At 61.0% G+C, this 19,052-nt stretch carries 16 protein-coding genes and 2 pseudogenes; 5 read left to right on the forward strand and 13 right to left on the reverse strand.

Annotation, left to right across the window (positions count from 1 at the left end):
- The 4 genes and pseudogenes from AC6FTP_RS19130 to AC6FTP_RS19145 all read right to left on the reverse strand — a co-directional run.
- Nucleotides 1-819: pseudogene (locus AC6FTP_RS19130) on the reverse strand (hypothetical protein); the annotation flags it as partial.
- A 12-nt stretch (nucleotides 820-831) separates the two neighbouring features.
- The gene (locus AC6FTP_RS19135) at nucleotides 832-1,473 is read right to left on the reverse strand and encodes a response regulator (protein ID WP_497208513.1); all 642 of its coding nucleotides are present in this window, start codon (nucleotides 1,471-1,473) and stop codon (nucleotides 832-834) included.
- 9 nt (nucleotides 1,474-1,482) lie between these two features.
- On the reverse strand, nucleotides 1,483-3,465 hold the full coding sequence (locus AC6FTP_RS19140) for an SUMF1/EgtB/PvdO family nonheme iron enzyme (RefSeq protein ID WP_497208514.1): 1,983 nt from the start codon (nucleotides 3,463-3,465) through the stop codon (nucleotides 1,483-1,485).
- Between the two features lie 22 nt (nucleotides 3,466-3,487).
- A complete protein-coding gene (locus tag AC6FTP_RS19145; protein ID WP_497208515.1) occupies nucleotides 3,488-4,723 on the reverse strand; it encodes a tetratricopeptide repeat protein in 1,236 nt (411 codons plus the stop codon).
- A 51-nt stretch (nucleotides 4,724-4,774) separates the two neighbouring features.
- On the opposite strand from AC6FTP_RS19145, the gene AC6FTP_RS19150 reads away from it, so the two are divergent.
- Together AC6FTP_RS19150 and AC6FTP_RS19155 are read left to right on the forward strand one after the other, a co-directional pair.
- A complete protein-coding gene (locus AC6FTP_RS19150; protein ID WP_497208516.1) occupies nucleotides 4,775-6,043 on the forward strand; it encodes an anthranilate synthase component I family protein in 1,269 nt (422 codons plus the stop codon).
- A 47-nt stretch (nucleotides 6,044-6,090) separates the two neighbouring features.
- Nucleotides 6,091-6,216 carry a hypothetical protein gene (locus AC6FTP_RS19155; protein WP_497208517.1) on the forward strand — a complete coding sequence of 42 codons (126 nt, stop codon included), beginning with the start codon at nucleotides 6,091-6,093 and terminating at the stop codon, nucleotides 6,214-6,216.
- A gap of 19 nt (nucleotides 6,217-6,235) precedes the next feature.
- On the opposite strand, the gene AC6FTP_RS19160 is transcribed toward AC6FTP_RS19155, so the two are convergent.
- The 8 genes from AC6FTP_RS19160 to AC6FTP_RS19195 form a co-directional block, all read right to left on the reverse strand.
- Nucleotides 6,236-7,783, reverse strand: coding sequence for a hypothetical protein (locus AC6FTP_RS19160; protein ID WP_497208518.1), 1,548 nt, complete (start codon nucleotides 7,781-7,783; stop codon nucleotides 6,236-6,238).
- A gap of 87 nt (nucleotides 7,784-7,870) precedes the next feature.
- On the reverse strand, nucleotides 7,871-9,016 hold the full coding sequence (locus AC6FTP_RS19165; RefSeq protein WP_497208519.1) for a 6-phosphofructokinase: 1,146 nt from the start codon (nucleotides 9,014-9,016) through the stop codon (nucleotides 7,871-7,873).
- A 257-nt stretch (nucleotides 9,017-9,273) separates the two neighbouring features.
- Entirely contained in the window at nucleotides 9,274-10,137 is an 864-nt protein-coding gene (locus AC6FTP_RS19170) for a proline racemase family protein (RefSeq protein WP_497208520.1), read from the reverse strand.
- 66 nt (nucleotides 10,138-10,203) lie between these two features.
- Nucleotides 10,204-11,466, reverse strand: a complete 1,263-nt coding sequence (locus AC6FTP_RS19175; RefSeq protein ID WP_497208521.1) for a DUF1552 domain-containing protein — start codon at nucleotides 11,464-11,466, stop codon at nucleotides 10,204-10,206.
- Nucleotides 11,467-11,493: 27 nt separating this feature from the next.
- Nucleotides 11,494-13,941 carry a DUF1592 domain-containing protein gene (locus tag AC6FTP_RS19180; protein WP_497208522.1) on the reverse strand — a complete coding sequence of 816 codons (2,448 nt, stop codon included), beginning with the start codon at nucleotides 13,939-13,941 and terminating at the stop codon, nucleotides 11,494-11,496.
- Nucleotides 13,942-13,956: 15 nt separating this feature from the next.
- A complete protein-coding gene (locus tag AC6FTP_RS19185) occupies nucleotides 13,957-14,763 on the reverse strand; it encodes a 3-methyl-2-oxobutanoate hydroxymethyltransferase (protein ID WP_497208523.1) in 807 nt (268 codons plus the stop codon).
- A 142-nt stretch (nucleotides 14,764-14,905) separates the two neighbouring features.
- Nucleotides 14,906-15,610, reverse strand: coding sequence for a hypothetical protein (locus AC6FTP_RS19190; protein ID WP_497208524.1), 705 nt, complete (start codon nucleotides 15,608-15,610; stop codon nucleotides 14,906-14,908).
- Nucleotides 15,611-15,627: 17 nt separating this feature from the next.
- A complete protein-coding gene (locus tag AC6FTP_RS19195) occupies nucleotides 15,628-16,530 on the reverse strand; it encodes a dihydrodipicolinate synthase family protein (RefSeq protein ID WP_497208525.1) in 903 nt (300 codons plus the stop codon).
- 78 nt (nucleotides 16,531-16,608) lie between these two features.
- Between AC6FTP_RS19195 and AC6FTP_RS19200 the strand changes: the two genes are divergently transcribed.
- The 3 genes from AC6FTP_RS19200 to AC6FTP_RS19210 all read left to right on the forward strand — a co-directional run bounded on the left by AC6FTP_RS19200 (nucleotide 16,609) and on the right by AC6FTP_RS19210 (nucleotide 18,596).
- Nucleotides 16,609-17,337: a PAS domain-containing protein gene (locus AC6FTP_RS19200; protein WP_497208526.1), complete on the forward strand. Its 729-nt coding sequence runs from the start codon at nucleotides 16,609-16,611 to the stop codon at nucleotides 17,335-17,337.
- Nucleotides 17,338-17,433: 96 nt separating this feature from the next.
- Nucleotides 17,434-18,147, forward strand: coding sequence for a MotA/TolQ/ExbB proton channel family protein (locus AC6FTP_RS19205; protein ID WP_497208527.1), 714 nt, complete (start codon nucleotides 17,434-17,436; stop codon nucleotides 18,145-18,147).
- Between the two features lie 17 nt (nucleotides 18,148-18,164).
- Nucleotides 18,165-18,596, forward strand: a complete 432-nt coding sequence (locus AC6FTP_RS19210; RefSeq protein ID WP_497208528.1) for an ExbD/TolR family protein — start codon at nucleotides 18,165-18,167, stop codon at nucleotides 18,594-18,596.
- Here the strand turns inward: AC6FTP_RS19210 and AC6FTP_RS19215 are convergent.
- Nucleotides 18,593-19,052, reverse strand: a pseudogene (locus AC6FTP_RS19215) (hypothetical protein); the annotation flags it as partial. The gene AC6FTP_RS19210 and the pseudogene AC6FTP_RS19215 overlap by 4 nt on opposite strands.

The following is a 19,052-nucleotide window of genomic DNA, read 5'->3' on the forward strand; positions in this document are numbered from 1 at the left end:
TTGATCATCGAGGCTGGTGGAAGTCAGATTTGCACGTACCGCAGCGAGCGACTGGCCGAGTTCGTCGTGCAACTCGTGGGAGAAGCGGCGCGCGGTTTCCTCCTGCGTTTGCAGCATGTGCCAGGACACGCGGTTGATCTCATCCGTCTGCCACTCGATACGGCGGATGCTGTGCCGCACGAAGAGGATAGTGCCGATGGCGCATAGCCCGGCCAGAATCAGCGAAGAGCCGAGTAGCAGGGCGGATTCGTCGGCGAGATCGCGCGACTGCCTCTCGATCTGCTCGTCGGCGAGACGCAGGTGTTCGGCGCTGTCACGCAACAGGTCGTGGATCAGTCCGACGACCTCATCATGCCGGATGAAGAGACTGGCAATGACCGCCTCAGAGATCGGGTCATCCTGATCGAGCGCAGCGCGTGCTTCTGTGGAAAAGGTTCGCACGCTTTGTTCGAGCTGCTGCCAGACCTTGGCCTTCGGAGTCGAGGCGGCATCGATGGCAAGACGAGCGACCGATTGATCCGCCTCCACCAGTTCCCGTAGCAGCGCGGAGCGGTCGAGAGTTTGCGGTGTGCGAGTGAGGCGGTGCAGCACTTCGGTGAGGGTGTTTTCCTCCACCTGTACTTCATTCAAAAGCCGCGCGATGAGCAACTGCTCCTGCACGAGGCCACCAGCGCTGCGGCGGATGGCACGACTGTCACGCACCGCCACGAGCCCTGCGATGCCGAGCAGCACGAGCACCATGGCGAAGCCACCGCTGAGCCCCCACATCACCGTCCGCTGGGTGATGCGGCGCGTGAAAGGAGCGAATCTCTTTTTCATGCGCATGGCGGGTCAGTCGATCAATCCATTCCGAACAGCGAATCGGACCAGCTCGCCGATGCTGTGCATGTTCAGCTTCTCCATGATGCGCCCGCGATGTGCCTCGACGGTGTAAACACTCAGATTCAGCGCATTGGCGATGTCTTTATTCGTCTTGCTCTCGGCGATGAGCTGCAGGACTTCACGCTCGCGGGTGGAAAGCAGGTCGATGGGATTCGTGACATGCTTGCGGTAGTCATCGAGCACCGCATCACTGACTTCGGGGCTGAGGTAGCCCTGACCGACGGCAACGGCGCGCACGGCTTTGAGAAAGTCAGCCTCGCTGCTGTCCTTCAAAAGATAGCCCTTGGCTCCAGCGCGGAGGATCTCGCGCACATAGACGGAGTCCTTGTGCATGGACAAGGCGAGCACGCGCGTCTTCGGCGAGACCTTGAGCAAGCGCCGCGTGGCCTCGATGCCATTGAGCTCGGGCATGGTGACATCCATCACACACACATCAGGCTGGAGTTCCTCCGCCTTCTCCACGGCTTCACGTCCATTGGAGACTTCGGCGAGCACCTGCATGTCCCACTGCGCGGCGAGGATCATGCTGAAGCCGCGCCGGACGACGGCGTGATCATCGGCGATCAGGATGGTGGTGAGCTTGGCGGCCATGACAGGTCATCATTTTGTGGGGGCGACATCACTCGCCACGCGGAAGCCACGGGCGAGAGTCGTCTCGCTGGCGGACTCGGTGAAGAAGCGAGTCGTGAGCAGGTCGTCGCTATTCTTCAGCGCGAAATGACCGCCGCGAACGACGGGGATGCGTAGGTCGGGGAAGTCGGGATGGGCGGGCCAGGATTCCCCTCGAAATTCGCTGGCGGTCCATTCGCTGACGTTCCCGGCCATGTCGTGGATGCCATACGGGCTGACATCTGCGCAGGCGCGGTCGCCGGGGGCGAAGAGGTTGTAGCCATCGGTCTTGCCGCCTTTTTTGCCATTGGCGTCGTAGTCATCACCGAGGTTGGCTTTCTCCTTGGTGGGCTTTTCTCCCCAGGGGAACAGCAAACCCTTCTCACCACGTGCGGCCTTCTCCCATTCCTCTTCGGTGGGAAGTCTCTTGCCGCTCCATTTGGCAAAGGCATACGCGTCCCACCAATCGACCTGCGTGACCGGTGTGTTCAGGCTGATGGGCTGGCCGTTGAAGGTGGCACCGGCTTTCGCGGCTGCATAGGTGTCGCTCCACTTCGGCGGGATGTGAGTGGTCTTGGTCTTCGGCTGATCAGGATGGTCGAAGCTCGTCGCGTTGTTCTTTTTCAAAGCGGCGAGGAAGTCGGCATACTGACCGAGGGTGACCTCATGACGGCTGATCCAAAAGGCTGGCAGGCTGCGGCGCTCGTTCTTTTGGTATTTGAAGGGGCCGGCTGGGATCTCGACCATGTCTGGATCGCGCAGCAGAGTGGCGGCCACGACGGTGGGAGTGGCGGTGCCAGCGAGATTGCCGAGGGCAAAGACGATGCCTATGGACGCCAGGGCAGTGGCCCACACCCACCAGGGCGTTCCTGAACTGCCGGACTTGCCGCCGCCTTCCTCAGCCTCGATGCGGCGCATGATGGAGCGCTCGCGCATGGCGTCGCGCACATCATCGAGTGCGTCCATGAGACCTTTCCAGTCTCGGTCTTCTTCGCTTAGTTTGGCGATGAGCCCACGGGCTTTGCCATCGGTGGTGAGCGGTTCGACGAGGGCGATCAGTGCGGCGACTTCTTCTTTCGGATCACGGGAGCGGCTGTCCGCAGGGCGGAAGATGTTCACGATGCTGGCCTGTCCTTGCGGGTCGATGAAAATATCGCGCTCCTCAAGTCGGCGATGGTAGCAGCCACGTTCGATGGCGTGGTCCATGGCCTCGGCGACGCCGTACAGGAGTTCGGCGACTTTACGCTCGGAGAGAGTTTCGCCCGCAAGGGTGAACTCTTCGAGATTGCGGCCGCGTGGCAGCTCTCGGGTGTAAAAGACGAGACCATTCACAGTGCCCGCTTCATAGAGCGGCGCGATGCGAGTGTGCGTGATGGAGGCTTTCAGGCGCTCGCGAGCTTTGAAGCGGTCCACGACCTCGGCACGATGAAGCAGCTCGGGCCGCAGGAGCACGAGTGCCACAGGCCGCTGCACGCTGACCTGGATGGCGCGGTAGGTCTCGGATTCGTTTTCATACGAGAGCCGCTCCAAAATCTGATACTGGCCGAGCATGGTGCCGGATTGCAGCGAGGGAGGTGGAGACTTTTCCGCCACGACGAGCATCTGTGTCGGCGGGTCGATCTCCAGAGCCTTGATCGCCTTGGAAATAAGCTTTTCCAGCGAATAGGGCGCATCCGCGAGCACGGGCCAGCCGCTGATCTTGGCCTCATAGCCGGTGAGATCGTAGCGTGTGGTGAAGAGCACATGGGCATTCGGGAAGATGGCCAGAGCGGCATCCCGCAGGGCGAAGCCGCTGTTCTCCGCATCCATGATGGCCTCGGTGATGAGGAGGTCGAGGAATCTGGCCTTCGCCAGCCAGGCGCGGCCTTCGGCGACGGTGGCGATGGAGGTCACCTGCCATCCCGTTTGCTGAGAGAGCGCAGCAGCTCGCTCGCCGCGTGTAGCGGCATTCACATCAAGAAATAAAATCGTCATCAGGGCAGTCGGGGACGGGCCGTCAGTTCGACACAGGAGGCAGCAAAGGGTTCACTCCTGCGCCGGGCACGGTCTGCGGCGTGGGTGAACCAAAGTCCATAAGGTCGCGCGGCTCGGCGGCGACGTCCTGGAGCTTGTGCTGATAATACAACCGCACGACGTAGCCATGGTAAGCACGGCGTCCGTGGGCGGCGATTTCTCCCGGTGTGAGTGCCGGCAGGAAATAGGTGACATTGAGCGGCTCCTCACCGATGCCGCTCCAGTCCACCGGGGGGGCACCCCAGGCGGACAAGGGTTCATCCGCGATGGTCTGGGCGACTTTCTCGCCATTCACGCGGTCAAAAAAATACACGTCGATATCGACCTGGGAGGGGTCGATGGCGGCATTGCCGTTGCGCAGGATGGGGATGCGCAGGACGACCTTTTCGCCATTCGCGGCGGAGGGATCTCGGCTGGCGGCACAGGCTCCGAGGGAAAGGATCTTGGGGCCGAAGTCGCCGGAGAAAGTCGGTGGGGTGAGGCCAGGTGTAGTGCTGTCGATGTTGAGCTTTCGCTTCGCGAGATCACCGTAGCCACCGGCGCGTGTGGCATCCATGGCGGCGAGCTGTTTCCAATGGGAGATCGCCTTGTCCGGGAGACTCATTTGCTCGTAGCACTGCGCGGTCTCAGCGATGACTTCCGGGGAGGCCGGGAATTGCAAATCTGCGCGCTTGAGTACTTCGAGCGCGCCTTGCATGTCGCCAAGCGAGCGCACCTGTTTTGCCAGATCCACCATCTCGGTGAGTGTCATGTTGGCGGCGGGGTCGCCTGACTTGGCAGATGGGGCTTGGAGTGTTGGCGGGGCTTTCGGCGATGGGACTGATACGACGGATGGGGCCGGTGAAACGGGTGGCGCAGTGACCGCAGGCGTCATTTGCAGACTGCCGACGGGTGGCGGGCCGAAGCCCGAAGTCACAGGTGCTGGGGGAGGAGTCACTGGTGCCACCGGAGCGGCGAGCTGGCCGACCGGTGGCGGACTGATGCTCACGGGGGTAGCCGTGAGCACGAGGGGTGCAGTGAGCGGAGTCGGCGCAGATTTGGGATTGGCCGGAGCGATCACGGTCTGGACTCCTTGCTCCTTGCTCACCACTCCCTGTCGCGAGACCGCCCGGACGATGAGTCCCGCCTCCGCTGCCATGAGTGTGCAGAGGATTCCCAGGGCCACTGCATTCGCACGGCCCTGGCTAGCTTGCTGGATGGGTGGGGGGAAGGTAGCCATGCCGTTTGCCGCAGGAAAATCGTATGGTACGGTCCGCCCTCAGCAGTGTCAATGCCCCAGACTTCTTCCGCCGAAACAACCAGCCTCCCCTCTGCTGGTGGTGAGTCGTGGAAGTCGTTGAAGCTCAACGCTTCGCCTCCCGAAGTTGCCTCGGTTCTGGCTCGCGAATCTGGTTTCATCTGGCTCGACAACGCCGTCCCCGACTCCAGCAGCGTCTCCATCCTCACCGCGCGCCCCATCGAGATTCTCCGCGGACACATCGATCGCGATTGGGCGCGAGTGGAGGCTCTTTTGAGCCAAGGACGCACCTCGGGCGGGCTTTTTGGCTGGGTGGGATTTGATGGTGAGTTCACGTTGGGGGTCTATCCGCACGCACTCAAATTTGAGCATGACTCAGGGCGGTGGTGTGAAAACGGCCAGTGTTCAGTGCTCAGTGCTCAGTTGGGATTGGCCGGCTTGGAAACAGCGAGCCGAGAACAGCGCGCCAAGAACACTCTTCCCTTCGTCCCGCAGGTTTCGAAAGCCACCTACACATCTGCCGTCCGCCGCGCCCAGGAGTACATCTCTGCAGGAGACATTTATCAGGTGAATCTCTCCCATCCCTGGCGCGCCGCCTGGCCTGTGGGCAGGGAGTTTCTGCCCTATTACCTGCGGCTGCGTGAGATCTCGCCCGCGCCTCATGCGGCTTGTCTAAATCTGGATGGAACGACGATCATGTCCGCCTCGCCGGAGCTTTTTTTGAAGATGGACGGGCGCACCGTCACGACGCGACCAATCAAAGGAACGCGCCCTCGTTACCCCGATGATCCAGCTCGCGATGTGCAGTCAGCCCGCGATCTGCTCGCCTGTGAAAAGGAGCGCGCCGAGCTGCTCATGATCACGGATCTCGAACGCAACGATCTCGGCCAAGTCTGCGAGTACGGCAGTGTGCAGACGCCGGACCTGTGGCGAGTGGAGAGCTTCGCGCAGGTGTATCACCTCGTTTCCACCGTCACTGGCACGCTGCGGACTGGCATCAGCCATGCGTCGGCATTTCGAGCCTGCTTTCCTGGCGGCAGCATCAGCGGTGCGCCGAAGAAACGCGCGCTGGAGATCATCGCCGAGCTCGAAACCCATCCGCGCGGGCTCTACACCGGAGCCATCGGCTATTTCGGTTTCGATGGCACGAGCCAATGGAACATCGCCATCCGCACGGCCTTGCAGCGCGGGGATGAGATCTCTTTCCACGCTGGTTCTGGCATCGTCGCCGACAGCATCCCCGACCGTGAGTGGGAGGAGACACTGCACAAAGCCAGCGGCATTCTCAGAGCGTGGTCGTGACACGGCACTTGCCATTTCCTCTGCCCACATTCACTCTCGCGCCCACCATGAAACGTCTCGCCATCCTGACCCTCCTCGCCGCCACCACGCTTTTCACCGTCAGTTGCAAGAGCCCGAAGGGTAACTACAACAGGCTGCAAATGGGCACATCACGCCCATCGCCGATGCAATAAAGACGGAGTTGGCGATCCTTTAGCCGACTCTCAGGAGCTCACGAGCCTCGGCTTGACCGGGGGCGGGTTTGCCGAATTCGCTGGCCGTCACACGAGCCAGCGCCGTGAGATGACGCCAGCGGAAGGCCGCACGAGTGCGATGAAACTCGTCGTAGCAGGTCTGGTAGTACTTCTCCGCATGGAGAGCACCATCTTCGCTGACAGCAAAGCTGCGCAGCACCGCGAGCACAGGCTCGGTGGGCAGATTCAGCATCCCCCAGCGATGCATGACGGCGGCGGCATGGGACTGGAGATTGCCGCGAATCATGGCGTCGAGTTCGGCGAGCAGTTTCGTCTGATCCGTGGCCGTGATCAGACCGATCTGGCGCTTGCTCGGCATCGGCTGCCATTCCAGGAAAGGCTGGTAGCTGCGATCACGGGCGATCTGCCAGCCTGCAAGGATGAGGCAGGCGAAGACATTCCGTCCCTGGCTCACGGAGGAAAGATTCCGCCACGCATGAACCGAGTCACTGGAATGCACGCCGACCGAGTCACCATGCACGCTGCCGGTGGGCTTGCCGGGAAACTCCCATTCGGGAAGCCGTCCGTGGTCACGAAGCACAAATTGGTTCGCGGCGAGAGACAGTGCTTCACCGATTTCATGCGGATCAAAACCTTCCGCCAGTGCAGCGGCGACAGCGCCAGCAGCGTCCGTTGGCGAGCCGCTGAAGATGGTCATTGAGAGTTTTTCGAGCGCACCATCATCCATCGTCTTCGTGCCGGGATCACGACTGAGGAGCTTGTGCTCATCGAGCAGTTTCGAGAGTGCTTTCGCATGTTCATCCCACTCAGGGCGGCGGGAGCTTTCGGCATTCAGGCAGTAGCGCAGGGACATGCGCAGCATCGTCGTCGCGTGTTCGCGGCCCACCAGATCCAGCAGATCCCAGGCGCGATACGGCAGCACGGTGCGATGCACCTCCGGGTTGTCCTGCACACATTCCAGCAGCGCATTGAAGCCGGTGTCCGGACTCTGCTGCATCAGCGCGGCAAAGGTCGCCTCCGCCTGCGCGGTGTCTTTTTCCTTCACGACATCGTGAAGCTGCTGCGCACTTGGTTTGTCAGCACTTGCAGCCACTGGATGCAGCACCTCATCGGCACGCCCACCATTCTCCTGGATGCGGTTCGTGTTTCGATACAGCACTTTGAAGACGGGCAAAGCCTGCTGCTTCTCGGGCATGGAGCCTGCCATTTTGAGGGACGGGCTCAGTGCCATGAGCGTGTGGAAGCCGATGTAGTCCTCGCCGCCAAAAGTGCGCGCATTCGCCAGCACACCTGCCGCCACGAGTTTTTTCAAAGGCGTGCCGCTCTGGAGTTTCGCTAGCAGCGCAGGCTGGAGCTTCGCCACGGGCGTCTCCTGCATGAAAGCGACGAGTGGTTCGAGGTCGCCGAAGTTTAAAGCCGCCGGTGCTTCAGCAGCAGCGGCAGGTGTCAGACCAAGCTCGGAAGCGAGCGCGGGGCCGATGGTGGCTAGCAAGGTGCCTTTGCTGACCTCAGTCAGAAAGCGACGACGGGATTGGGGTTCGTTCATGGTGACCTCCCTGGTTGGAATTGAGCCGAGTGTCTCCAATTCCAACCCGAGGGTCAATACTTTTTGTCAGGCCGCCGGGGTGACCGCCTACCAGTTCGAGAGATCGTTGTGCAGGCGATCCATGGCGCAGGAATGAATGGCCCGCTCGGGCAGGTCAGGGCAGCCGAAGGGGACGACCTCCACCTTGTTGTAGCGCAGGGCCGTGATGCCGTTGATGCCATTGGGATTGAGGACCGACTTCCAGGCTTCTTCGGCAAAGCGTGCGGCAAGGATGCAGTCCCCCGGCGTGGAGTGACCGCCGCGCTGGAGATGGCCGAGCACGGAGGGGCGAACTTCGAGGTCGGGGAAGGGGGCTCCTTCGCGCTGGAAGTAGCTTTGGAAGGCATCACGCAGGACGTAGGCTCCGTTGCGCTTCTGTTCGGGTTCAAACTTCACCCCTTCAGCGATCAGCACGATGGCGTGACCACGTCCCCGTGTCATCGCTCCTTCGATTTGCTCCGCGAGGCCGCGCATTTTGGCTTCGGACAAAGCGCCGCCTTCGGGCGTGATCACCATTTCCGCGCCGGAGGCCAGCGCAGCCATGCGGGCGAGGTCACCGCTCTCGCGGCCCATCGTCTCCAGCACCATCACGCGGCGGTGGCTGCGTGCGGTGTCGATGAAGTGATCCACGGCCCACACGAGCGTGTGGACGGCGGTGTCCACGCCGAGGGACATCTCAGTAAATTGCAGATCGTTATCGATCGTGGCCGGCACGCCGACGATGCGCAGGTCGCTTTCTTCAGCGAGCAAACGGGCGCCTGTGAGGGAGCCATCACCACCGCTGACGATCAGGGCGCGCACACCGAGTTTTTCCAAAAGTACGATCACCTCGCGTCGGACCTCAGGCTTGTGGAAATCCAGGCAGCGGGCGGAGCCGAGGATGGTGCCGCCTTTGCCCATGATGCCGGACACACTGGCGTGGTCCATTTGAATGATGCTTTGCTGCGCGTCGATGAGGCCGCGGTTGCCGATATTGCGCTCGATCTCCAGCTTCAGGCGGATAAGGGCGTCAGCGTCGCTGTTTACCTGGCGCGCGGCACGCACGAGGCCGCGGTAACCATCGCGGATGCCATACACGGGGATCTGGTGTCGGTTTAATCCCAGGCGTACGATGGCACGCAGAAAGGCATTCATACCTGGGGCATCGCCGCCACTGCATAGGACGGCCACGGGACTTTCGGGAGAGAGGGACATGGGAGGTTGGGGGCCGCAGGCGGGAGATTTCACGGAATACCCGCCCAACGGGCCGCCAGTCATAGCGGGATGCGGGGATGTGGCAAGCCGTGGATGCGCTGAAAGAACTGGGTGGGCAAGCACTCCCGCATGTGCCACATGGGTGGATTCACCAAAGCGGTGCCGACGACTCCGCCTAGCCGGAAGCTGATGAATTCAAGCCTGCTTGAGTTTCATGAGGTATCAGGCACTCCAATATGAAGAGACCTTCGCCAAACTCACTCGATCCCCATTCGAAACGGATCAGTCGGATCAAAGATGAGCGTCGTTTCTGCCGTGATGAATGCCTGGCCGGTGATCGTGGGGATGATGCCGCTTTCGCCGTTCTGGTAGCTTCCCTCAAACATACTGCCGAGGATGCTTTCCTGCCGCCAGACCTCCCCGGGAGCGAGTTTTCCATCGGCAGCCAGACAGGCGAGCTTCGCACTCGTGCCGGTGCCGCAGGGCGAGCGGTCATACTCACCACCGGGACACAAAACGAAGTTCCGGCTGTGATTTGCAGCATCGTGTGGCGGGCCAAAAAGCTCGACGTGATCGACTTCCGGGTAGCCCGCGGCCCGCACGGCCTCTCGCATCGCCAAACTGGCCTGCGTGAGCTGCGGGACGTTTTTCAGCGTGAGATCGAGCCCATGATCCGCGACGAGAAAGAACCAGTTTCCGCCCCACGCGACATCTCCGCTCACGCCACCAGCCTTCACGCTCTTCGCTTGGCGATACGACGGCACATTGCGAATGCTCACGCGACCATCGTCATGCAGCGTGGCGGTGACGATGCCCACGGGCGTCTCCACGCGATGCTCGCCCGCTGAAAGGCGACCGAGATGCTTCAGCGTCGCGATGAGGCCGATCATGCCATGCCCGCACATGCCGAGCAGGCCGACGTTGTTGAAGAAGATGACGCCAGCAGCACACGACACGTCTTTCGGCTCCATGAGCAGTGCACCAACGATCACCTCATGCCCACGCGGCTCGCAAATGATGGCGCGGCGGTAGGTTTCGAGTTCATCGGCGGTCACCCCTCTCAAGACCACGCGTGTGGGCTCGCCGCCAGTGTGGGAGTCGATGATGGGGATGCGCTTCATGGCTGCACGGTGGCCCGAGCAAGGAGTGCTTCTTGGCTGATTCCGGCAGCGAGGGCGTGATTTCGCTCAAATCACCAGGACGCCCGTGCTGGTGGCAAAGGTGTCGGCCTCGATGCCCATGTTTTGCATGAGGCGGACGAAGAGATTTCCCATCGGTGTGTTGTTCTTCACGTCGCCCGTGTGGTGCTTGCCGTGTTTGAAGCCGCCGCCGGCGAGCAGGAGCGGCAGGTTGTGCCAGTCGTGCGAGTTGGCGTTGCCGAGGTTGCTGCCGTAGAGCACGGCGGTGCTGTCGAGTAGCGATTTGGAGCCTTCCTGCTTCGCTTTGAGCTTTTCCATCAGCGTGCCGAGCGCTTTGAGCTGCGCGGTTTCGATGAGACGAAGCTGCGCGATCTTTTCGGGGTCCTGGCCGTGATGGGAGAGGTTGTGGTGATCTGCTTTGACGCCTGGAATCGTGGGCACATCTCCGCGCCCTTGCACGACCACGGTGATGAGTCGCGTGCTGTCCGTCTGGAAGGCGAGCGGGATGAGGTCAAACATGAGATTCATGCGCCCGATGAGGTCCTTCTCGTCCTGGATGTCCTGGGGCTGTTTCGCATCGACTTTGGGCTTCGGTTTCTGCACCCATGCCTCGGCTTTTTGCAGGCGCTGCTCCATCTCACGCACCGAAGTGAAATATTCGTCGAGCTTGTCGCGGTCGGCACTGCCGAAGCGCTTCTCCAGCCGCTTCGCTTCCACGCCCACGGTGTCCATGATGCTGCGGCCTTCCTTCAGCTTGCGCATCTGCTGCTGGATCTCCCATCCGGTGCCATCGAGGAAGAGCTTCGCGAAGATCTTCGACGGCTTCATTTCCGCCGGGATCATGACGCCGCTGCGCGTGTAGCTCTGGCTGTTGTTGCCGCCGGTGTTGAGCTGCAGCGACGGGTAGCGCGTTTCAAAACCGATCTTCTCCGCGATGAACTGATCCAGCGAGATGGTGTTGCGAAAGCCTCCGAGTCCTGGATGCCGCGCCCCCGTGAGCCAGGTCATCTCGGAGGCATGACCATCGCGTCCGTTTTGATCTGGGTGGCAAACATTCGAGAAGACGGTGAAGTCCTTCCGATGCGCCTCGATCATCTTCAAATAGGGCGACGGGGTGTAGGCGTCGCCACCTTCCGCCGGAAAGAAATCTGGCCCATAAATCCCGAGCGAGGCGCAAATCGTCACCAGCCTCTTCGGCGGCACCGACTCGGCTGCTGCGAGCGCCTTGCGCCCCCACATCGCATCAAGAAACGGCAGCGCGAGGGAGACGCCAGAGCCACGAAGGAAGGTGCGGCGGGAGAGTGTGTTCATCAAAGGAAGGAGGTCGAAGATGGCGGCTTACTTGCGGCGGAAGGTGTCACTGAGAACGAGTTCGGTCACGAACGTTTTCAAGCCACCGCCTTGCTTCAGTGATTGGGAGACGATGTCATTCACCGCTTTGCCATCCGCATACGTTGGGGCAGCACCAGTGGCATAGGTGAGGAGTTTTTCGGTGAGGCAGCGTTGGACGTCGGCGGGCTGGGCGAGGAGGAGCTTTTTAAAGTCTTTGATGTCCTTGAACACGCGGCCGTCGGCGAGGCTGCCGCTGGCATCGACGGGGAGGGAGACTTTGTATTGCCAGACGCCGCGGTTCTCGACTTTGGCATTCGGGCGCTCGCCTTTTTCTTTGCTGCGGTAGCGATCCTGCCAGCCGCCGATGACATCGAAGCTCTCCAGCGCGAAGCCGGGTGGATCAATCTTCGCGTGGCAGCCGGCGCAGTTCTCGGAGGTGCTGTGTTTGGCTAAAATCTCGCGGATGGTGCTGGCGCCGCGTGTGTCGGGCTCGACTCCGGGAATGCCGGGCGGTGGTGGTGGCGGCGGCTGGCCGAGCAAGCGCTTCATGACCCAGCCACCGCGCAGCACGGGCGAGCTGACGGTGCCGTTCGCGGTGACTTTGAGAATGCTGGCCTGGGTGAGCACGCCGCCGCGCACGCTGTCGGCAGGGAGCTTCACGCGGACGAATTCCTCGCCCTTCGCGACATCGGTGCCGAGGCCGTAATGCTCGGCGATGCGATGGTTGAGCATCAAGAAGTCGCTGTGGATGAAATTCGTGACGGGAAGGTCCTTGGCGAGCATTTCGGCGAAGAAAGCCTCCGTCTCGCCGACCATGGCATACTTCAGCATCTCATCGAACTCGGGGTAAAGCGTCGTGTCGGGCGAGGTGGCGTCGATGCTGCGCAGATCGAGCCACTGACCGGCAAAGTTCTTCACGAAGGCCTGGCTGCGTTTGTCGGCGAGCATGCGTTTCACCTGCGCTTTCAGTGTTTCAGGCTCGTGGAGCTTCTTGGCGGCGGCGAGGCGCATCAGTTCATCATCCGGCAGGGTGGACCAAAGGAAATATGACAAGCGTGAGGCCAAAGTGTGATCACTGAGGCGTGGACCGGGCAGTTCGTCGAACAACAAAAACTGCGGTGAGGTAAGCACGCCGCGCAGACCGAGCTTCGCAGCCTCAAGAAAACCACCGCCGAGACCATCGACCGCGAGTTTGATGAAACGATCCGCCTCGCCGGGCTCCAGCGGACGGCGGAAGGCCTTGGTGGCGAAGGTTTCGATCACCGTTTTCAGCGCGGCGATGGGATCAGCGGGCTTCAATTCATAGCCGATGCCTTCGCCTTCCTTTTTGGTTTCGAGCTGAATGACGGGCACATCGCCGAAGAGCGCCTTCACGGAGGGCGGTGGCCAGTTTTGCATTTCGAGCGGTCCCTCGATCTCGATCCACTGCACGGCGAGGCCGCGACCGGTGAACTGCTTTGTCGTGTCCACATCGCTGAGGCGTCGGCCCTCGGCATCGTAACCCACGCGGAAAGGCATCACGAGCAGGTGCTCGCTGCGGTTGATGTGTGTGATGGTCTCGACGACACGCGGCTGACCTTCCGGCATGTCCCAATGGCCGAGCAGGCGTTTGCCCGCGCTGTAATCGTTCGCGTAGATGCGTGCGGTGACGGGTTCGCCCGCGCTTTGATAACCATAACCAGAAAGGCGGATGCGGTAGGTGCCGCCGCGGCGCATCTTGAACTTGCTGAGGCCGAGCATGTAGTCAGCGTCGGTGAACATGACGAGGGCGTCCGGCAGATCACGAAAGACGACACGCTTGCGTTCATACTTCTTCTTCGGGTCTGCGGGCGGGTCATCTGGCAGCGCGAGGTTTTCGAATATCCACTTTTCGTCCTTGTAGGTGAAGCGCTCTTTTTTCAGCTCCACCTTCATGCGCAGATCCACGGCGGCATCCAGCGCCGCATCGGCGGCTTCGAGATACTTTTCGATCTGGAGCTGAGAGAAGCGCAAACCTTCCGCCACGGTGTCAAAGCCATGCATGGGCGTGTCCTCGGGCAACAGCCCCGCGAGAGGCAGGTCGATGTGCAGCAGATCGCGCACGGTGTTTTCATACTCGATGCGGTTCAGCCTGCGTACCAGCGTTCGACCCTGAGCGGTGATTTGCGCGGCGCTGGTGTCGCGGAGTTGGCCGTCGAGTGAGTCGAGGAAGGCTTCGGAGAGTTTTGAATCAGGACGCGCCTTCTTTTTCGGCGGCATCTCGCCATCGGCCACGCTGTTGTGCACCTTGACCCACTTTTCGAAGAGCTGAGGGTCTTTGAGGTCAAAGCTGAGCGCCGTGAGATCGAGGCCGCCTTTCTTCACCTCGGCGTCGTGGCATTCGACGCAGTGTTGGTCGAAAAACGTCGTAATGGCCTTCGGCGTGGCGGCGAAGGCAGGGACGGAAAGGACGAGAAGGGCGGCAGGGACTCGCATGGCGATCTTTGAGGATTAGGCCACGGACTTCACCACCTCATCCAGCAGCGCGGCGTCCATCTCGGTGAGGTGGCAGCGCTCGGGGAAGCGGCCTTCGTTCACATCGGCCACATATTCGCTGAAGGCGGCGATGCGCTCGTTTTGCAGGCGGCGGTTTTCTTCGGCGAAGTTGCGGTAGGACTTGGCGTGGCGCGGGATGCGCTCGTCGTAGTCGCCGAGGATGTCGCAGGAGAAAAGGAACTGGGTGTCGCAGCCGGTGCCGGAGCCGAGAGACATGAGCAGCATGCTCGTTTGCTTGCAGAGCCACGTGGCGAGGTTGTGCGGCACGATCTCGATCTCGGCGGCATAGGCACCGGCGTTTTCGAGGTCCTTCATTTTTTGGTAGATGGCCTTCGCTTCATCCACGGTCTTGCCGAGGCTGCGGTAGCCGGTCCAGGTGACGTGACGCGGAACCATGCCGATGTGACCGACGACGGGGATGCCTTCGCGAGCCATCGCTTCGATCAAAAACGGGCTGCCGGAGCAATACACCGAGCTGGCACCCATTTCGAGAGCGCGGAAGCCGGTGCGGATGGCCTCCTCCTGCGTGGCCATGCCATGCGGCGTGGAGCCGGAAAGGAAAGCCGTGGGCGCAGCGGCGACGAGCAGCGGCAGGCGCGCCTGCGCCTCCGGTGAGTCAAAGCTGCAGCTCATGAGGTCGATCCCCGCCGCCTCAGCCGCCATCGCCTCCTGCGGTGACTTCACATGGATATGCGTGAGGCAGCGTTTGCCTTTGAGCTTACGGAGATCGTGAACGGTGTATTTTTTGCGTGGGCGGACCATGGTGAGGCAAGGATTAAGAGATAGCGACAAGGGATGCAATGACCTGAAAGTTCGTCCCAGCAACTTCTTGCCAGTTTTGGCCCAGTTCTTCGAGTTGCGGCAGCACAACGATCCGCAGGCGGTGAAGACCACTCACAGTTCCTCAGCGCAGGTTTGCCGTGGCGATGGCTGCGTCCACTTTCGTCGCATCCACGCCGCCTTTGGTCATGATGGAGGTGAACCGGGTAAAGTCGCCCGTGAGCACACACAGCGCGTAGGCCCGCGTTTCGGTGGTTGGCGAATTCAGGGCATCGCGGAAGAGTGGGTGCACGCTAACGGCCAACTGGTCCTGCAGCAGCGAGGCATACGCGTCCTTGGTGCTCCATGGCAGGTCTGCGTGCCATTCTTGGGCCAGTGTGCGGACTGTTTCGTCGTTGAGTTCATCCCGCAGACTTTCCAGAGCTTCAAAATCGCCCTGGTTGATCGCTTCGCGAATACGCCGCAACACATCAGCGGTGGGTTTGCCGCTTCGCCCAAGATTCGGTGCCTCCAGAACTTGCACGGGTGGTGAGGGTGGCGGCATGTGGGACTGGATTTCGTGGGGTGTGAATCTTCTCCCGGTCCGTTTTTCCTCAGCGGCGAGCGGAGCCAGCCATTCGCATCCGCAGGCTCGCACATGGTCGAGGTATCGCTCCACGATCTCCTGGAGCGTCACCTGCGCTCCCACACCTGGAGCGGTGCCAGACTGTTCCCCGAGCGAAAGCGGCCCCTCGGGAAAATCGAGGTGCAGATGCACATCAAGACGCGTCCTCCGGTGAGGATCATCCGGCCGATGGCCAAAACCGAGCGCTAGAGTGGAGTGAGGCATGGCGGAGCCACATCAGCTCACTTTGGCCGCTTCGCCAGCGCATCGCGGATGATTTTCAGCACTTGTTCGCGCTCGGCTCCGGCGAGGATCAGACGTGGCTCGCGGACCCACTCCTGGCCTAGGCCGGTCTCCTGGCAGAGGAGCTTGATGTATTGCACAAAGTGGAGGTGCGTATCGAGCTTCATCAGCGGCTGGCTCCAGCGGTAGAGGGCGCGGCATTCGTCCCACTTGCCAGCTTTGGCGAGATCCCAAAGCTGCTGATTTTCCTTCGGGAAGGCGATGCCGCTGCCGCAAACCCAGCCGTCGATGCCGAGGATGGCGGATTCGAGGAAGAGATCGTCCACACCCGTGAAGATGCGGTAGCGGTCGCCGGTTTGATTGCGCAGCTCCGTGATGCGGCGAGTATTGGCGCTGCTTTCCTTGATGGCGTGCAGGTTCGGGATGTCGGCCAGCTCGACGAACATCTCCGGCGTGACATCGGTGTGGTAGCCGACTGGGTTATTGTAAAGCATCCAGCTCAGCGGCGTGGCTTTGGCGAGCGTGCGGAACCAGTGCTGCGTCTCGCGTGGGTCACTCTTATAAACCATCGGTGGCATGATCATGAAGCCGGAGGCACCGAGCTTTTCGCAGTCCTGCATGTAGCTCACGGCGCTGCGGGTATTCATCTCCGCCACACCACTGATCACCGGCACACGGCCAGCGGCGACTTCGACGGCGTGTTTGACCACCGCACGTTTTTCATTCGGCTGGAGGCACTGATTTTCACCGAGTGAGCCGCACACGATCAAACCGGAGACGCCAACGTCGATCTGTGCCTGCCAATGCCGCTCGGAGGCCGCGAGATCCAGCGATTGATCCTGGTGTAACTGAGTGAGGACTGCCGGGAAGACGCCGGACCACATTTGGGATTCTGGATTCATGAGTCAGCATTCATGAATCATAAATCCAAGTGGCTCTTGATTGCTTTTTGGCCGTGAACCTGCCATTTCAGCCAATTCATGGCCACCACCGACCTTTTCATGGATCACGCCGTCACGGAGGCGCTTTTCGATGCGCTGCCGGATGTCGTCTTTTTCATCAAGGACAAGTTCGGGCGCTATGTCGTCGTGAATCAGACCATGGCGGCCCGCTGTGCTGGGGGGGACAAAACGAAGCTCATCGGCAAAAAGCCCGCCGAGGTCTATCCGGCATCGCTGGCGGTCAGTTATACCCGCCAGGACGAGTTGGTGCTGAAAACGGGCAAGCGTGTGGAGCACCAGCTCGAGCTGCACATCTACCCCGGTGGCAAAGCCGGTTGGTGCCTGACCACCAAGCATCCGCTGCGTGACGCCAAAGGCCACATCATTGGGGTGACCGGGATCTCGCGTGATTTGAACGCCCCAAGTGATAAAGCGACCGGCTTCGCGGAACTGGCCTCCGCTTTGAAAATGATGCAGTCGCATTACACCGAGAGCCTGCGCATCGAGGACATCGCGACGAAGGCCGGGCTCAGCGTGTATCAGTTCGAGCAGCGCGTGCAGCGACTGTTTCAAATGAGCCCGCTGCAACTGCTGCACAAGCTCCGCCTCGATGAAGCTACGCGCCTGCTGCGGGAGACGGATCAATCCCTCGCCGACATCGCCATCGAGACTGGCTGGTGTGACCAAAGCGCCTTCACGCGGCACTTCAGTCGCTACGCAGGCATGGCACCGGGGAAGTTCAGGGCACTGGGAAAGACAACGATTTAAGCGCTTGGGCTAGGACAATGTAGCTCCTGCTGAAGTGCGGTATGATTATTCGTTCTTGCAGGATACCGCCGCCTCACGAATACCTCGTCACGTATCATGAGTTCCATTCCCCCTATCCTTGCTGCCGCTGCCCAGACCACCACCACAGGTCTGGGGAAACTCGGAGAGTTCCTCGCCACAGGCGGCTATGTGATGCTCTTCATCGTGCTGTGTTCCTTCCTGGCTGTGACGGTGATCATCTCGGCCTGGCTTCGGTTGCGCGATCATCTGGTGCTCCCTGCGAGTGTCATGAGTCAGCTTCGATCTCTGCCGAACTATGCCGCCAAAGGAGACATCAAGCCGCTCCAGGAGTTTCTCGATCGTGACGAATCTCTTCTCGCCAAACTCGGCGCACTTGCCATTAGCGGCACCTTTTCCTCGCGTCAGGAATGCGTGGATACGCTGACCGCTCGTGCCAAGGAGGAACTGCACCATCTCGAGCGCGGCATCCCCATGCTGGAGGTCATGGTCACCGTGGCTCCGCTTTTAGGATTGCTCGGAACCACTGCCGGACTCGTCGGCATGTTCTCCGCCTTTGGTAGCGAGGCTGGACCTGACACCACCGAAGTCGCGAAGGAGATCGGCGTGGCCCTGCGCTGCACCATCGCGGGTCTCTTCGTGGCCGTTCCCTCGGTGGTGGCGCACACCTATTTTGTTCGCCGCCTGGATCAGGTGGCCGTGAGGCTGGAGTCCATCATGCATGAGACAATCCAGACCTTCTTTGCTCACTTCGAGGTCCAGCGCGCAGCCCCCTCATCGAGCCGGAACTGAGTCAGCCAAGCCGAGCCATGCAACTCAACCTCCGCCCCCGCCGCCGTCCGGTGCCAGCGATCCCCATCGTGTCGATGATCGACATCATGGTGATCCTCCTCATCTTCTTCATCGCCACCACCACCTTCCGGGAAAAGAAAGTGCAGGTGAAGATCAACCTGCCGGAGTCGAAGTCGATGGGCTCTGCCGCAGCCTCGGATGAAGTGCGTAAATCCATCACGGTGACGCCGGAAAAAGAACTCCTGCTCGATGGAAATCCTGTCGCTGTGGATCAGCTCGCCGCTGCTCTGACGAAGCTCAAACAGTCCGATCCTCAGGCCAAACTCGAACTCCAAGCTGATACCGAAACACCGCTCGGACTTCTCGTGCAAATTTGGGATGGCCTGCGTGCTGCAGGCTTCTCCATCAATGATGTGCCTGCCCGAATTCAAAGACCCGGGCAGAATTAGAGTTCAGCTGCACGCAGCCTCTCCCAGGCCATCTCCACCCAGAAGAACTGCGAGTAGTAGAGCTTCGTGTAGTCGTAGTGCGCGATCACCTTCGCCACCTCGGCGCTGTGTTGCTTCAGAAGTGCCGCATCCGGCAACAGCGTAACGATCCAGGCCGCCGCTGTGGGTTCGCGGATAAACGCGGTCTCCTTACCTCGACGCGGAGCCAGTTTGCTGAAGATCCGCATCTGCGCCTGCGCCAGGTCCTGCGCTTCGGTTTCGGTCTTCTGCGGCTTCCAGTCTTTGTTCATCACACGCCAGTCCATTTCAAAATAGCTCGTGTCCGCATTGTCGAATTGCTTCGCGAGTGAAAGCCATTCCGCCGCCAGTTTCGCGCTCGCGACGAGGCCTTTGGCAAAGTCGGCCTTGAGTGCTGCGTCCATCTCCAGCTCCCACAGGCCGCGCAAGCCGCCCACG

This window comes from Prosthecobacter sp., from assembly GCF_044378005.1.
Classification (GTDB): Bacteria; Verrucomicrobiota; Verrucomicrobiia; order Verrucomicrobiales; family Verrucomicrobiaceae; genus Prosthecobacter.

Bases quoted from the DNA above. Each gene is read 5' to 3' on its own strand.
- AC6FTP_RS19135 (WP_497208513.1), bottom strand. From the start codon at position 1,473: ATGGCCGCCAAGCTCACCACCATCCTGATCGCCGATGATCACGCCGTC.
- AC6FTP_RS19140 (WP_497208514.1), bottom strand. From the start codon at position 3,465: ATGACGATTTTATTTCTTGATGTGAATGCCGCTACACGCGGCGAGCGA.
- AC6FTP_RS19145 (WP_497208515.1), bottom strand. From the start codon at position 4,723: ATGGCTACCTTCCCCCCACCCATCCAGCAAGCTAGCCAGGGCCGTGCG.
- AC6FTP_RS19150 (WP_497208516.1), top strand. From the start codon at position 4,775: ATGCCCCAGACTTCTTCCGCCGAAACAACCAGCCTCCCCTCTGCTGGT.
- AC6FTP_RS19155 (WP_497208517.1), top strand. From the start codon at position 6,091: ATGAAACGTCTCGCCATCCTGACCCTCCTCGCCGCCACCACGCTTTTC.
- AC6FTP_RS19160 (WP_497208518.1), bottom strand. From the start codon at position 7,783: ATGAACGAACCCCAATCCCGTCGTCGCTTTCTGACTGAGGTCAGCAAA.
- AC6FTP_RS19165 (WP_497208519.1), bottom strand. From the start codon at position 9,016: ATGTCCCTCTCTCCCGAAAGTCCCGTGGCCGTCCTATGCAGTGGCGGC.
- AC6FTP_RS19170 (WP_497208520.1), bottom strand. From the start codon at position 10,137: ATGAAGCGCATCCCCATCATCGACTCCCACACTGGCGGCGAGCCCACA.
- AC6FTP_RS19175 (WP_497208521.1), bottom strand. From the start codon at position 11,466: ATGAACACACTCTCCCGCCGCACCTTCCTTCGTGGCTCTGGCGTCTCC.
- AC6FTP_RS19180 (WP_497208522.1), bottom strand. From the start codon at position 13,941: ATGCGAGTCCCTGCCGCCCTTCTCGTCCTTTCCGTCCCTGCCTTCGCC.
- AC6FTP_RS19185 (WP_497208523.1), bottom strand. From the start codon at position 14,763: ATGGTCCGCCCACGCAAAAAATACACCGTTCACGATCTCCGTAAGCTC.
- AC6FTP_RS19190 (WP_497208524.1), bottom strand. From the start codon at position 15,610: ATGCCTCACTCCACTCTAGCGCTCGGTTTTGGCCATCGGCCGGATGAT.
- AC6FTP_RS19195 (WP_497208525.1), bottom strand. From the start codon at position 16,530: ATGAATCCAGAATCCCAAATGTGGTCCGGCGTCTTCCCGGCAGTCCTC.
- AC6FTP_RS19200 (WP_497208526.1), top strand. From the start codon at position 16,609: ATGGCCACCACCGACCTTTTCATGGATCACGCCGTCACGGAGGCGCTT.
- AC6FTP_RS19205 (WP_497208527.1), top strand. From the start codon at position 17,434: ATGAGTTCCATTCCCCCTATCCTTGCTGCCGCTGCCCAGACCACCACC.
- AC6FTP_RS19210 (WP_497208528.1), top strand. From the start codon at position 18,165: ATGCAACTCAACCTCCGCCCCCGCCGCCGTCCGGTGCCAGCGATCCCC.